The organism is Erysipelothrix anatis (genome assembly GCF_009828745.1).
Lineage (GTDB): Bacteria > Bacillota_I > Bacilli_A > Erysipelotrichales > Erysipelotrichaceae > Erysipelothrix > Erysipelothrix anatis.
Genome location: NZ_WTSX01000005.1, coordinates 35386 through 49725, shown reverse-complemented (window position 1 = coordinate 49725; position 14340 = coordinate 35386). Strand labels below are relative to the sequence as shown.

Below are 14340 nucleotides of genomic sequence, written 5' to 3'. Positions count from 1 at the left end.
TTTGAACAAGTCTATTAATTTACGATTTGTGTGTTTCATATAGAAGCGTTAACATATTCTTATTATCTAGGGGGGGTAATTATGAAAAAGTATACAGCAAGTTTACTTGCAGTTTTTTTAGTTATGAACAGTTTTACAGTACCTATGCATGCAGAAGAAATAGGTACTGTAAATCTTAAAGATCGTGAAATGGAGGGTGTTGTTGATGCATCAACTCTTGAAAACTATGAATCAGAAGCGTTGATTGCAGATGGAAACACAAATGAACCCGCATTAATGGAACAACAAGAAGGAGTGGTTTTAGCTGATGATCCTGAGACTATCGTTTCCACCTATATGCAATTGGTTGATGCACTCGCTATTGCCCAAAATGGTGATACTATCACAATTCAAGAAGGGGCGGTTATCACTTTAGACCAGAGCTTGAAAATCAATACTGGTTCACTTTCGGATATCTCCTTCAAATCCAGTGGGGATGCTGCAGTTACTTTATTAAGTACGTCCAACCATCGACATGTGGAAGTAATGGGAACAAATCATTCCTCCATTCATTTTAATAATATTGTGTTGTCGGGAGATAACTCAGCTACAAAAGGTGGAATAACCTATAATGTTAAAAATGATAATCACGTTCTGTCGGGACTTGTTGTGCGTAATAATGTTTTGAAGACGGATTGGTATGACGGTTTTATTAAAGTAGCTGGAAATGGTGGCTCTTTCCGTTTGGAGAATGCACTTTTTGATGGCAATACATTTAAAGCATGGACGGATGGAAAAGGATCAGGAATTGTAATTCTTGACACGGTAAAAACAGATGTCACGGTGTCCGATGTTGTATTCTCAAAGAATGTAACAGCGAATCAAGATGGCGAACCGTTGCAAGTTTTCAATAACAATGGGAATTACACATTTGAGCGTGTTTCGTTTTTGGATAATTTAAGTCATGGTCGATCCGCAGGGATTGCCTATTCTGGATCTTCAAATTCAAATTTAACGATTGACGATTCGCGCTTTGAGAATAATATCCATCACGGATATAAAGGCGGTGCCATTTCGTTTGATTTAGAGGGCGCCGCGAATGTGCAAATATTAAACAGTAATTTTGAAAGTAATACTTCAAACCGAGGTGGTGGTGCTATTTATGCAGATATCGATTCAGATGGTGGCGCACTGACGATTGATAATTCAAGCTTCACAAATAACAAAGCGTCGCGCATCGTCTATAATCCAGAGACAGGTGAATCAGTAGGTGAATTGAGTGATGGAGGCGCTATTTCGATAACGCAACTCAGAAATTCTAGTCATGTTGCAATCACAAACAGTCAATTTGCAAATAATGAAGCAACAACTGGTGGTGCATTCTACTTGGACAATGAACATGGAGCAACGACCCAAGTCCGGATAGATAATGTGGAATTTGATGGTAACACTGCAGACTATACTGGTGGTACATTAAACTTTAATAACAACAATGACATGACATCAGACGATTTGTATATTATTAAGAATAGTCGTATTGCTAACAGTACAGTTTTGGGACATCACGAAGATTCTGGATACAATGAGGGTGGTGATGGCGGTGCTATTTATTATGCAGATATCGAAAACTATCCCTCACTGCTAAGGTTGGAAAATGTCCAGTTCGAAAACAATGTGTCTCAAGCACCAACATATTGGCAGTACAAAGAAGGGACATCAGGTTTAAGTGCCTATTATACGTCGAACTTCAAAGATGTGACGCCAAGTACTGGTCGAAACTCATTTATGAGTGCATACTCCAATGCATTAAATAATGACGATGTCTACTACCCATACAGTGGATTTACATACTTTGAATTTCTTGATGATAATGATATTGCGGATAACTTCGAATCGTTCCAGTATATTCATTCTGTTGTAGGAGAAAAGACACAAACACCATTAATGCCAACTGCATCAGGATTCCGCTTCATAGGATGGTTTGATGGTTCCGATTCACTTTGGAATTTTGAAGGTGAAGCGCAAACCGAAACACACCATGAACTTTATGGGAAATTTGAAAAAATTAGAACGTACATTGTCACATTTGAAAGCAATGGAGGATCTAAAATAACGTCGCTTAAGGATATTCAAGCGGGATCGTTAATTGCTTCTCCGTTAAATCCAACCAGAGAAGGATATGTGTTTAAAGGTTGGTTTGTTAATCCCGAATTGACTACCCCATGGAATTTTGTGGAACATCGTATCAATGCGGATACAACATTGTATGCGTCATGGGAAAAGGTGATGACTGAGACGTTCACCGTTCATTTTGATTCACAAGGTGGTACAGCAGTAGCATCATACATTGATATCGAAAAGGGTGCTTTTGTCGAAGAACCTGTCGCACCAATCCGAAAAGGATTTGTGTTCGGTGGTTGGTATCAAGATGCGACACTCAATAATCGCTGGGAGTTTTCATCGCATGCTGTGACCGAAAATATTACATTATTCGCTAAGTGGGCCAAAGTTGCTGAGTTTATCGATCCAGTTGATCCGACAGTACCTGTTAATCCGGTAAAACCGATCGGACCGGAAACAACAACACCGGAAACAGGACAACCGGTAACCTTACCACAAACGGGAGTATCACAACGAAATGGTGGTATGATGTTATTGGTAGGTGGATTAAGTGTGTTAATTTTACATGCAAGCTTGATCCGTCGTAAACAGCAAAATCGCAAATTATAAGAAATGTGGAGATATCTGTGTTATGCTGAAATGCAGGTCAACAATTAAACCACTTAACCAGTAGCATTTGCTACTGGTTTTTTATATAATGAACATACTAAAAACAATTGTGAAAGATAACATCTCAGAGTGAAAAACAGGCATTCTAAGTGGAGGTTATCTTGTTTCAATGTGTTTTAGCCTGTGATATAATAGATTAGGATGTGATAATTATGCAAATTAACTATATTAATAACAGTTCGGAAGCGTCATGGCGTGCCTATCAGAAATATTTGAAACCAATTCTGAAAGAAACGTTACGCTTAACAGGTAACCAAGAGCACGTAAGTGTCAACGTCGTGTTGGTTGACGATCCTGAGATTCATACATACAACAAGGATTTCCGTGATATTGATAGACCAACCGATGTACTTAGTTTTGAAGATGGAGAAACTGAAGACGGAATTTTCCAAATGGGAGATATTATCATTAGTGTTGATGCAATTCGACGCCAAGCAAAAGACTATGAACACACACTCAAAAGAGAGTTCTGTTTTTTAGTCGCACATGGCTATCTTCATTTGCTGGGATATGACCACCATACTCCTGAGGAAGAGAAAGAAATGTTTGGGCTTCAAAAGGAGATACTCAATGACATCGCTCCAAAAAACGATTAAGCGCGGGGCATCAAAATTCGGTGCAGCATTCGCTGGAATAAAAGCTGGACTTTTATACGATCGAAGCATACTGCTTCAAGTTGTTCTTGGTGTAATTACAGTCATTGTTTTTGCACTACTTGATATAAGTACAGTAGAGTGGTTGTTTGTGATCAGTGCGATTTTCATTGTCTTAATCACAGAATTTTTAAATTCTGCAGTGGAAGATTTATGTGACTTACTCATTCAAAGTTACAATTTACATGTAAAAGAAATAAAAGATATTGCAGCGGCGGCAGTGCTTCTAGCGGCAATATACGCAATTATAGTGGCCAGTGTTATTCTGGCGGGGAGAATCTTATGAAAGAAGAATTGATTGAATTAGCATTTGGTGCAATGGAAAATGCATATGCACCATATTCCAACTACCATGTTGGATCATGCATACGTACACGTGATGGACAAACATTCATTGGCGCAAATATTGAAAATGCTTCGTATGGAGCAACTAACTGTGGTGAGCGATCTGCCGTATTTGCATGCTACTCACACGGGTATCGTGCGGATGATATTGTAGGGATTGCGATTGTAACAGATGGCGATATTCTTGCAGGACCATGCGGGATTTGTCGTCAAGTGCTTTCGGAACTTCTTCATGAAGATACGCCAATCTATCTATCGAATCGCAAAGAAACACAGACAACGAATATGCAGAATTTATTGCCAATGATGTTTGGAAAGAAGGACCTTAAATAGTGAGTTTTAAATCAGGATTTATATCTATTATTGGACGACCTAATGCAGGGAAATCCACATTAATTAATCAACTCGTAAAACAAAAAATTGCAATTGTTTCCGAGAAAGCGCAAACGACTCGCGATGCAATTATCGGGGTTTTAACAGAAGAGGAGTATCAACTTGTATTTATTGATACACCCGGAATTCATAAACCAAAGCATGAATTAGGGTCACGTATGAATCGTGCATCATACGCTCACTTTAAAGGTGTTGATGTGATTTACTATATCATTGATGGGACAGAGCCTTTTGGTAAAGGTGATCAGTTCGTTATGGATAAATTAGCGACGGTTAAACTTCCGAAATTCCTCATCATCAACAAAGTTGATGCGATGAGCGAAAATGACTTGATTGCGAAAATCAACCAATTTTCTGAGTTTGGGTTCACTGAAATTATTCCGATTTCTGCGAAAGAAAACAATAATGTCGACAAACTCTTAGAAGTAACACTTGATTATACGGAAGAAGGGGTTATGTATTACCCTAAAGACCAAGTAAGTGCCTATCCTGAACAATTTATTTACGCAGAAATTATACGTGAAAAAATCTTGCAATTAACTGAAGAAGAAATTCCTCATTCAGTTGCTGTAACGATTGAACGGATTGTAAAGAAAAAGAATTCGACACTTATTAATGCGGTAATTCTTGTTGATCGAATGTCTCAAAAAGGAATAATCATTGGTAAACAAGGGTCAATGATTAAAGAAATTGGATTGCGTGCCCGTGAAGAATTAGAAACAATTATCGGTGAAAGTGTTTATTTAGAGACATTTGTTCGTGTTGAAAAAAACTGGCGCAACCGCAGTCGAATGCTAAATCAATTAGGTTATATCGAAACTGAGTATGAATAACCAATCAAGTGATATTGGTTTTGTATTAAGTACGACACCATATAGAGAATTTGACTGTATGGTGCATTTTCTTGGAGAAAAGTCCGGTCTGATCAGACTTGTTGTTCCAGGATACTATAAACCCACTTCAAAACAAGGAAGTTTGGGGTTAGAATTTTCGAAAGTAAACTATCGTTTTAACTTTAAAGAAAACAGTTTAATTCGAGTCAGAACGGGAGAACTCTTAGAGAGTCATCACCAATTACGACAAAATTTCAAGTGGTTACTGCAAATGTCATTGATTTGTGAGATAATCATTCGGACCTATGATCCAAGTCATCATGACATTTTCTATGCGAGAATGGATAAAATTATGGGAAGTGATGCGACACAGACACAAATAATTCTGGCTATCACTGAAATAATTAGGCTCCAGGGAGTTTCTCCCAATGTCGATGCGTGTGTCCGATGTGGGAATACGGGAATTAATACATTCTCCATTGAGTACGGTGGTTTTCTGTGTGCTAAGCACAGCCCGTCGACACATAAAGATTCAAAAATGGTATTGGTTGCATTAAAAGGTCTGTTTGATAATCAAAATGTTGAAGCATATCTCAACTCATTTGATACTACGCCACTATTAGAGAGACTTGTGCGCTATTTAGAATATCATTCTGATATGACATTAAATAGTTGGCAACTCATGTTGAATGTTTAAATATTGAAAGGTGATATTATGAAGAATAAAAATTTTGAAACAGTCGTTAACCATGTACGAACTTCTGGATTTGTTTTCCAAGGAAGTGAAATTTATGGTGGTTTAGCAAATACATGGGACTTTGGACCATTAGGAGTTGAACTCAAAGAAAATGTAAAGAAATTATGGTGGGAATCTTTTGTTTCACGTAATCCCTATAACGTTGGAATCCAATCTGCGATTCTAATGAATCCGCAGGTTTGGAAAGCAAGTGGGCACTTAGATACATTTAATGATCCACTCATGGATTGTCGTATTTGTAATACACGTCACCGTGCTGATAAACTTATCGAAGAGTTTAGTGATGTGGAAATTAATGCGGGAGTTATGACATTGGAAGAAATGGAAAACTATATCGAAGCACATAAAGTTCCATGTCCAAAATGTGGTGGACACGATTTCACAAAGATTCGCCAATTTAACTTAATGTTTAAAACATTTCAAGGAGTTATCGAGGACAGTTCAAATGCTATCTACTTGCGTCCGGAAACTGCACAAGGAATGTTTGTAAACTATCGTAATGTTCAACGCTCAATGCGTAAAAAATTACCATTTGGTATTGCTCAAATTGGTAAATCTTTTAGAAATGAGATCACACCAGGGCAGTTCATTTTCCGTACACGTGAGTTTGAACAAATGGAACTTGAATTCTTTGTTAAACCTGGTGAAGACATTAAATGGTATGAGCACTGGCAAAAATTTGCAATGGATTGGTTAGTAAGTCTTGGTATTGATCGTGATAATTTACGAATTCGCGAGCATGATGCTGAAGAATTGTCACATTACTCAGTAGCAACTTCAGATATCGAATACCGCTATCCATGGGGCTTTGATGAACTTTGGGGTATTGCTGATAGAACTGACTTTGATCTTAAACAACACCAAGAACATTCAAAAGTAAGCATGGAGTATCATGATCCTGAAACTAACGAAAAATATATTCCTTATACTGTTGAGCCATCATTGGGAGTGGAACGCTTAATGCTTGCACTTATGTGTGAAGCATACGATGAAGAAACACTTGAAAATGACGATACACGTATTGTTATGCATTTCCATCCTAAAGTTGCACCAACTCAAGTAACAGTATTGCCACTTTCAAAAAAATTAGGCGAAAAAGCGACTGAAGTGATGCACGAATTAATTGGTGATTTCGCATGTGATTATGACGAAACTGGAAGCATCGGAAAACGCTACCGCCGTCAGGATGCAGTCGGAACACCTTACTGTATTACAGTTGACTTTGACTCTTTAGAAGATAACCAAGTTACAATTCGTTTCCGCGATTCAATGGAACAAAAACGTGTTACGATTGATGAAGCTAAATCAATCATGAAACAAGAAATTTACGGGTGATGTAAATGCGGCGAATGCCAGAAGAACTCATCAACGATATTCGCTCAAAGAGCGATATCGTTGATACAATTTCACAGTATATGACGCTGACGAAAAAGGGCAAAAACTATTGGGGAGTTTGTCCTTTTCATGATGACCACGATCCGTCGATGTCGGTTTCGCCCGATCGTCAAATATATAAATGCTTTGTATGTGGTGCGGCAGGTAACGTATTTTCATTTATAGAGAATTTTGAACATATTACCTTTATTGAATCAGTCACACGGGCCGCGAGTCGCCTTAACATAGACGTCTCGGAGTACCAAACGGTCAATGTTGTGCCCAAGGACCCCGAAAAAGAAAAAATTTATGAAGCACTCAAAGAGGCGCAACAATTTACTGCATTACAATTATCAACTAAAGATGGTAAAGAAGCACACGAAAAGCTGCAACAAAGAGGATATACTCAAGCTACGATTGACCGCTTTGGCATTGGTGTAGCACTTGGTAATAATCAAATATATAATTATCTGTCCGCTAAAGGGTTTGATGATGAATTATTGATTAAAGCAGACCTTATTCGAATGACAGACGATGGCTTCAGAGATGTTTTTTATAATCGGATTATGTTCCCTTTACACGATCCATACGGGAAAGCAATTGGGTTTAGTGCCCGGGCCTTACATGATTCAAATTCCGTCAAATACATCAATACGTCCGAAACTGAAGTGTACACCAAGGGAAATATGGTCTATAACTTTCATAATGCGAAGGAATATGCGCGAAAAGAAGGATATTTAATCATTACTGAAGGGGTAACAGATGCGATTTCATTTAGCACCATAGGTGTTGAGAATGTCGTGTCCCTATTAGGGGTAGCTTGTACTCCACAGCAGATTAGAATCTTGAAACAAGCAACTAATGACATCGTGTTAGCGTTCGATGGGGACCGTGCCGGTCTTGAAGCGACATTTGCAATTGGACAGAAGTTAAGAGACGCGCAATGTACAGTGTCAATATGGTATAATGATACAGGTATGGATCCAGATGATGCGATACGAAATCTCGGTCCAGAAAAAGTGAAAAGCGGTCTGGTAGACCGCATTGGTTGGCTTGATTTTCTAATTAGTTATGCAATCGGAAATTATGGTCTTGAATCCTTTGAAAATCGTAAACGTATCGTAGAATTTATGCTCGAACATTTACGAACCGAAGATGAATTGACCCAAAGTTACTACACGAAGAAAATTGCAGATATGACGAATTTTGAAGTAAGTGTTTTAAATCAACAATTACAAGCAAAAGTTCAAGCACCAATCCATCGACAGACACCCATAGTTGTTCAGAGTAAAGACTATAAAGTACTGATACCTGAGCGTGCTATCTTAAAGCAAATGTTGGAGTCGAAGGAAGCAGCATACCAATACCGTGACCAACTTGGATTTTTGGTCAATGATATCGCAACTGATTTTGCATTAATTATTCTTGATTTGTATCGTAAAAACGATGCAATTGAAATCGCTGATATTTTATCACATGATATTCAAGAAAATATGAGACAATTTGCAATAGAAATCGATTCGAGTGATGTTGTTGGTGACTATGATGTTCGCAGTCTTGAACAAAACATAGCACTAATTCGCACTGAATTGAGTCGCCTTGGGATTCGAGGGCTAAAAGATGAAGGACGGAAGCAACTTCAACTTGATGAGCAACAAAGGCTTCTTGAAGCTGCAATACGATTAAAAAGAGAGAATAATAATCAAGGAGGAGAGAATTAGTATGACACGTAAAAAAATGAAAACACTTGATGAAGTAAAAGAGTTTTTTATTAAAGAAAATGAAAAGCAAGGTGCCTTACTGAATGCTGTTGTTGAAAAATCGACAAGTCATTTATCACTAAGTGACGAAGATAACGAGGAATTATTCCAATGGTTTAGCGATAACGATATTCGTTTAGTAGATGAAATCGGCGAAGCAGAAATTTCTGAAGAGATGATCGAAGACGATGATGAAATTGCTGAAGAATATCTTGGTGAAGATGGTGAAGATGGCGAAGGGCCATTTGACGATTCAATGAACAAAGTTGACCTCAGCTCCTATGAAAATGAATTAACAAGTGCAAACATGGTTCGTATTAATGATCCAGTTAAAATGTATCTCAAAGAGATAGGCCGCGTTAACTTACTCGATGCGAAAGATGAGCCAGAAATTGCACGTCGACTCCAAGAAGGGGAAGAAGCACGGGTTCTCATTATAAATATTTATCGCGAACGCTATGCACCAGATGTAACCGATGAAGAATTTGATGAATTATTAACGACGATTAAAATTGAAGAAATATTTGAAATCTTGAAAGAACATTTTGTTGATGATGAAGCAAACCTTGCTTATATCGAAAACTGTGAAACTACCTATTATGACGGGCTTGAAGCACGCCGTATTTTGATTTCAGCAAACTTACGTCTTGTCGTATCAATTGCTAAAAAATACGTTGGTCGTGGTATGTTGTTCCTTGACTTAATTCAAGAAGGAAACATGGGGCTTGTTAAGGCTGTTGAAAAATTTGACTATACTAAAGGCTTTAAGTTCTCAACATATGCAACATGGTGGATTCGCCAAGCAATCACACGTGCGATCGCTGACCAAGCGCGTACGATTCGTATTCCAGTTCATATGGTCGAGACTATCAATAAATTAACACGTATTCAACGTTCATTAGTTCAAACATTAGGGCGCGAGCCAACAGCAGAAGAAATTGCTGCTGAAATGGAAAATATGACACCTGATAAAGTACGCGAGATTCAAAAAATTGCACTTGATCCGGTATCACTCGAAACCCCAATTGGTGAAGAAGATGATTCACATCTTGGTGATTTCATTGAGGATAAAGATGCGATGTCACCAGATGACTATGCAAATAATCAACTTTTAAAAGAAGAAATCAATATGGTCTTAGAGGGTCTTACTGAACGTGAAGAAAAAGTTCTACGTCTTCGTTTTGGTCTTGAAGATGGCCGTACTCGTACACTTGAAGAAGTTGGTAAAGAATTTAATGTTACACGCGAACGGATTCGTCAAATTGAGGCAAAAGCGCTTCGTAAATTGAAACATCCAACACGTTCAAAACGTCTTCGTGACTTTGTTGACAAACGATAATTTATGAAGTTATCGCAACGATTACAAAGACTATTAGATATGGTTCCTAAAGGGGCTCGAATGGCAGATATTGGGACCGATCATGGTTTACTAATGATCAAATGCCTTGAAGATGGCATTTGTGACTTTGCCTATGGACTTGATATTGCCCCGATGCCTTTGGATGCAGCACGTCAAAACGTCGTGAAGCATGGTTATGAAGATGTGACGGAGCTTGTTTTAAGCGATGGTCTTAAATCATTTAATGGGCTTGCAAATTGTTATGTCGCTGCTGGTATGGGAGCGGAAACTATTTGGGAAATTATCAAAGAATACCAATTTAAAGACAATGATGTAATTTTGATACAGTCTAATACTAAAAATGCATGGTTTCGGGATATTGTGTCACAATCGGGGTTTACGATTGTCGACGAAGCGTTTCTAATGGAACGCGATATCCCAGTCTTTATGATGAAGCTACAAAAGACCGGAATTGCCGTCAAACTAAGTTATGAAGAGATAACTCTTGGTCCAATTCTTATGAAGAATCTGGATACTGACTACACAAAATATCTGATAGGACGTAAAGAACATCTGGATCGCATCAAGCAACACGATGCGACACTTGAAGAAGAGTTTCAATTATTAAATAAAATTGTATAGAAAGGAGTGTTAGTATGAATAATATCAATAAAGCACTAATTAAGAAAAATGGTTTTAAATCATTAACATCAGTTCAAGAAAAGGTGCTCGACCAAATCTCAAAAAAACGTGACTTGATTGTAAAATCGGACACGGGTACAGGGAAAACACATGCCTTTCTATTTGCGATTTTAGAACTTATTGAAGTAGATTTAGAACAAACACAAGCAGTAATACTCGCGCCAACACGCGAACTAGCAATGCAAATTTTCGAGTTTTCGAAAGATATCATGGAAATCGATAATCGATATAGCATCGATTTAGCCATTGGAGGGATGGACAACTCACGTTTACGCAGTAAACTTGAAAAACAGCCCCACATTTTAATTACAACTCCAGGAAAACTTTTAGATATACTATCTTGGAATGTTATTCGTATGGACTACATCAAAGCATTTATTGTTGATGAAGCCGATATGATGCTTGACTATGGATTTATCGAAGAAGTAAATACTATTGCGTCACGAATTAAAGATGATGCACTATTTATGTTGTTTAGTGCGACAATTCCACAAGGATTGCGTGCATTCATTAAAAAATATTTGAAAAACCCAATTGAAATCGTTTCAGAGGAAGAAGTTTTAAAACCTCGAATTGAACATATTTTGATTAATCAACGTCATCGTGATATGAACGAGGCGGTTCTGGATGTTCTTGGAAGTATTAATCCATTACTTGCCATTGTATTTACAAATACAAAAACACAGGCAACTGAGATTGCTGCATATTTACGTGATTATGGTATTGATTGTGTTGAAATTCATGGTGATGTGAGTGACCGTGGACGTAAACAAGTTATTAGCCGAATTCATAGCAAGAAAGTTCGTTACATCGTTGCAACTGATTTAGCGGCTCGTGGTATCGATTTACCCGAGATTAGCCATGTTATTAATGCAGGATTGCCAACCCACGATTTGGACTTCTACACACACCGTACAGGACGTACAGGACGAAGTGGTCGTGAAGGGTTTGCGATAAGTATCGTTGGACCTAAAGATCAAAGTTCGGTTACACGTTTGATGAAAACTGGTGTGAACTTTGAATATAAACGAATTCGTGATGGTCAATTGGATGATGTCCGTCCTTGGTATAATATTCAAAAACGTACAAAACAACTTGATCCTGAAGTTGTTCAAATTCTAAACCGTAAAAACGTTAAAGTTAAACCAGGTTATAAGAAAAAACGAAAACGTGAAATTGAATCACTAATGCAAAAGAAACGTAGAGATATGATTCGAAATGAGATTCGTGAGCAAAAGAAAGAACGTGCTAAAGAACGCCAACGTGAACGTGAGACTTACGAAAATTCATAGGAGGTAGTTATGGATCGTCGAAGACAAAAAGATAAAGTCAAAAACTACAGTGGTAGTAGTGAACATTTGAAAAAAGATCTCAATATCAAAAAAGTCATCGATGTCCGTTTGCAGATATTTATGATTTTGTTGGCGGCAATTGCCGGAGGTTTGATTTATCGTCTTTATACGATTCAAATTGTTCAAGCAGATCATTATGCAAACCTATATGAGAAATACCAAACACCACCACTTTACTCTCAAACAATGCGCGGCGAAATGGTGGACCGTAATGGTGTTAACTTAGTGTCAAATCAAGCTAAAAAAGTTATTGTTTATGACCGACCAAGGAATACATCTGCAGCTGATCAATGGGATGTTGCAAAATTGTTTGCCAAAACTTTTAATATCCAACATTCATTGAATGAAGATGACAACAAGGTACTATGGCTAAGACTAAATGACTATGGCGAAGATTTAGTTACTGAAGAAGAATACAAGTCGTATACAAAAGGCAATATGACGAAGGAGGAGTATGATGAACTTATAAAATCACGTATTACTCCAGATCATTTGAATACACTTACAGAAGAAGACAAGGCCACATTTGAAATCCAAGTAAAGATGAATAATGGTCAACTGGGTCAGTCGTCTATCGTATATGAAAATGCAACCAACGAACAGATTTCATATCTTGCTGAACATTCAAATGATTTTCCAGGGTTTAGCTATGATACAGAGTGGGAACGTGTTTATAACGAAACGGTTGATATTAAAAATTTATACGGATCACTTGGAGATATTCCCGAACAAAAACTTGATACCTACATTGCCAAGGGATATCAAGCAGATGATGAAGTTGGTGTTTCGGGACTTGAGTATCAATATGAAAATGAATTATCGGGTATTGACACACAATATGAGTATCAGTCAGGAACAAAACAATTGCGTTCTGAAGGACGTAAAGGTTATGGTTTAAAACTTGCCTTGGATACGGATCTACAGAAGTTTGTAGAAGCAGAGCTTACCAAAAGAATTACGGATGTTAATAAAGATCCGCAACGTACAGCTATGGATCAAATGCATATGATTGTTTCGGATCCACGGACAGGAGATATTCTTGCAATTGCTGCTATGAAGGAAAATAATTCAAGTGGTGAAATGAAGTATTGGAATGATATTCAAAGTACAATGCTTTCAAACGGAACGTTTGCTGTCGGTTCGACTGTCAAACCGGCAACGGTATATATGGGTCTATCCGAAGATGTAATTCAACCGAATGAATTAATTCTTGATGCACCGATGAATATCGGAGGACTCATTCGACATTCATGGAAAGATGGAATTGGCAATGTTGATGCGCGTTCGGCGCTTCAGATGTCAAGTAACATCTATATGTTCAATGTTGCAATTCGCCTTGGTAATGCAACTTACGTACCTGGAAGTTCACTGATTTTCCCAGATGGACCAGCAACATATGACTTAATGCGTTCATACTATTCACAATTTGGTTTAGGGGTTCCAACTAATGTTGACTTCCCACGTGAAGAAATTGGATACATTGGATCTCGTGAAGCTGATAGTAAATTACTCGAACTTGCTATTGGTCAATATGATACCTATAACGTCATGGAATTGAATCAATTTGTTGCAACTATAGCAAATAATGGAACGAGAATGAAACCACGTCTCGCAACAGGGACGTTCAACCAAGATACTAAAGCGATGGTCAGTGAAAACACGCCTCAAGCATTGAGTACGCTTGATGATCTTGAATCGTTGCGTGTTGTTCAAGAGGGGATGAGACTTTATATTTCCTCTGGAGAAGGGTATGCATCTGGAAAAGAAAATTACAAATCAGCCGGTAAGTCTGGAACGGCTCAAATTAGTTCTGACGGCATCGAATTACGAAATAGTACGTATATCGGATATGCTCCGTATGAACAACCAGAAATCGCAGTCAGCTGTATTGCACCGAAATCTGTAACTGAAGCACAAGCGACGCGACAAACAATCGCTAACGAATGCGGGTATGCAACGCATGCTGTTATGGATTACTATATGGCACGTAAATCACAATAATTTAGTATAGGCATTGCAAATAAAGTATGGTATAATGTCTAGGCTATGAGTAAATGGAGGTA

General features: G+C 37.9%; 12 protein-coding genes. All 12 read left to right on the top strand.

Annotated elements, in window-relative coordinates:
• Positions 1-81 precede the first annotated feature (81 nt).
• The 12 genes from GVV19_RS04905 to GVV19_RS04850 all read left to right on the top strand — a co-directional run bounded on the left by GVV19_RS04905 (position 82) and on the right by GVV19_RS04850 (position 14278).
• Positions 82-2709 carry an InlB B-repeat-containing protein gene (locus GVV19_RS04905; protein WP_159645963.1) on the top strand — a complete coding sequence of 876 codons (2628 nt, stop codon included), beginning with the start codon at positions 82-84 and terminating at the stop codon, positions 2707-2709.
• A 212-nt stretch (positions 2710-2921) separates the two neighbouring features.
• A complete protein-coding gene (gene ybeY, locus GVV19_RS04900; RefSeq protein ID WP_159636459.1) occupies positions 2922-3365 on the top strand; it encodes an rRNA maturation RNase YbeY in 444 nt (147 codons plus the stop codon).
• The gene (locus tag GVV19_RS04895) at positions 3340-3708 is read left to right on the top strand and encodes a diacylglycerol kinase (RefSeq protein ID WP_159636458.1); all 369 of its coding nucleotides are present in this window, start codon (positions 3340-3342) and stop codon (positions 3706-3708) included. The genes ybeY and GVV19_RS04895 overlap by 26 nt, the downstream gene beginning before the upstream one ends.
• Complete coding sequence (cdd, locus tag GVV19_RS04890; protein WP_159641416.1) at positions 3705-4100, top strand: cytidine deaminase; 396 nt, start codon at positions 3705-3707, stop codon at positions 4098-4100. Before GVV19_RS04895 ends, cdd begins: the two co-directional genes overlap by 4 nt.
• A complete protein-coding gene (gene era, locus GVV19_RS04885) occupies positions 4100-4993 on the top strand; it encodes a GTPase Era (RefSeq protein WP_159636454.1) in 894 nt (297 codons plus the stop codon). The genes cdd and era overlap by 1 nt, the downstream gene beginning before the upstream one ends.
• Positions 4986-5690, top strand: coding sequence for a DNA repair protein RecO (gene recO / locus GVV19_RS04880; RefSeq protein ID WP_159645960.1), 705 nt, complete (start codon positions 4986-4988; stop codon positions 5688-5690). The genes era and recO overlap by 8 nt, the downstream gene beginning before the upstream one ends.
• 18 nt (positions 5691-5708) lie before the next feature.
• Positions 5709-7085 carry a glycine--tRNA ligase gene (locus tag GVV19_RS04875; protein WP_159641414.1) on the top strand — a complete coding sequence of 459 codons (1377 nt, stop codon included), beginning with the start codon at positions 5709-5711 and terminating at the stop codon, positions 7083-7085.
• A 5-nt stretch (positions 7086-7090) separates the two neighbouring features.
• On the top strand, positions 7091-8845 hold the full coding sequence (gene dnaG, locus GVV19_RS04870) for a DNA primase (RefSeq protein WP_159641413.1): 1755 nt from the start codon (positions 7091-7093) through the stop codon (positions 8843-8845).
• Positions 8846-9140: 295 nt separating this feature from the next.
• Positions 9141-10223 carry an RNA polymerase sigma factor RpoD gene (gene rpoD, locus GVV19_RS04865; protein WP_370456906.1) on the top strand — a complete coding sequence of 361 codons (1083 nt, stop codon included), beginning with the start codon at positions 9141-9143 and terminating at the stop codon, positions 10221-10223.
• A gap of 3 nt (positions 10224-10226) precedes the next feature.
• Positions 10227-10865, top strand: coding sequence for a tRNA (adenine(22)-N(1))-methyltransferase (locus GVV19_RS04860; RefSeq protein WP_159645957.1), 639 nt, complete (start codon positions 10227-10229; stop codon positions 10863-10865).
• 14 nt (positions 10866-10879) lie between these two features.
• Entirely contained in the window at positions 10880-12217 is a 1338-nt protein-coding gene (locus tag GVV19_RS04855) for a DEAD/DEAH box helicase (protein WP_159645954.1), read from the top strand.
• Between the two features lie 9 nt (positions 12218-12226).
• Positions 12227-14278 (top strand): peptidoglycan D,D-transpeptidase FtsI family protein, encoded by a 2052-nt coding sequence (locus GVV19_RS04850; RefSeq protein ID WP_159641409.1) that lies wholly within the window; start codon positions 12227-12229, stop codon positions 14276-14278.
• Positions 14279-14340: the final 62 nt, after the last annotated feature.